The sequence below is a fragment of the Synechococcus sp. CCY9201 genome (genome assembly GCF_034931105.1).
Classification (GTDB): domain Bacteria; phylum Cyanobacteriota; class Cyanobacteriia; order PCC-6307; family Cyanobiaceae; genus CBW1002.
Map to the genome: position 1 here is coordinate 1 of NZ_JAYGIC010000104.1, position 1,261 is coordinate 1,261.

Annotated in this window: 1 protein-coding gene; it reads right to left on the reverse strand. The window is 65.0% G+C overall.

The window, feature by feature from the left end; genetic code table 11:
• Positions 1-949: alpha/beta hydrolase family protein (locus VB716_RS10200; protein ID WP_416238100.1), on the reverse strand; the 949-nt coding region annotated here is incomplete at its 3' end.
• Between the last annotated feature and the right edge of the window lie 312 nt (positions 950-1,261).

The following is a 1,261-nucleotide window of genomic DNA, read 5'->3' on the forward strand; positions in this document are numbered from 1 at the left end:
GACCCATGGCCACCACCTGGTCCGTGCGCACGGGGGCCGGCAGAGCCAGGCTGCCGGCGGCGGCGGCATCGATCGCCGCTGACACATCCAGGGGGCGCAGCCGCAGGTCGTCGGGGTTCGGCGGCGGCACCCGACCAGCGAGCATGGCCTGCTGCTGGGCCTGGTCACTGCCCGGATGGCGGGGCAGCAGCACGGTGTAGCCGTGGCTGGCCAGGTGAGCGCCCCAGCCCTCGAAGTTCACCGGATCGTCCCAGAGTCCATGGGAGATGACCACTAGACGGCCGTTACCTCCGCTGCTGGGCGACATCGTGACCACCTGGAGTGGCTCGGGGCGGTGCGAGACGGCGATGGCCACCTGCTGGCGGATCGGCCTGATGGGCCCTGGAAGGCTGAGGGCCGGATCGATGCCGGCCGGTTTGCCGCTGTTGATCAGGCTTTCGGCGGGTTCCTGCTGACGCACCAGCCGATCCAGTACGAACACCGCCTGATCCAGTTCGATCGAGGCGCTGCGTCCGGGGAGCACCTCCAGTACATCCAGCAGGCTGAGGTGGCCCTTGGCGGAACGTCGTTCGAGAGTCGCCACGATCTGTTGAGGATCGGGAGGGGTTTCCAGGCCATCGACCCGCACCAGTGCCTCCAGAATCAGCAGCACCTGAGCCATCAGGGGAGAACCCGCCGATTCCTTGGCGATGGCTCCAATGGGGATGGGAAGGGGGGCCTGAAGCAGGGAGATCAGGCGGCTGCCGAACTTGCCATTGGTGGCTTGATCGAGCTGGGCCAGATCGCTGGTTCCGGTCAGCAGGCTCTTGGGATCTTTCAGTTCCGCCACCCGCACACTGACGCCGGTGTCGACCAGAGGAAGGCGGATTTCAATCAGTTCCAGGGCCTTGGCCGGTGGAGCCAGGATCAGCCCGAGGGCGAGTAACGGGATCGGGCGCAGAAGCGGCATGGTGAGATGGATGGCAGGGCAGCCAACCCGCAGGTGAGCCAGCAGACTGTTCAGTCTCTGGAATGGAGAGAATCTGACATGGCCTCATGCCGCCAGTGGCGAGCAAGTTCGACTGGACCAGCCAAGCCAGATGTGCGGAACGACAGGCGAGCCTGACGCACACTCGAGTCAATCGTTCGTGCGCCTCTAGGAGTTTGTCGCCCGAAACCAGCAGCGCCAGCGAGCACAAGAACTTGCTGAGCCAATGGTCTTGGTTATCGGCATCTCAATGCCGGTGATTCCGGCCAATCTTCGGTTGCCGCACTGGCAGCC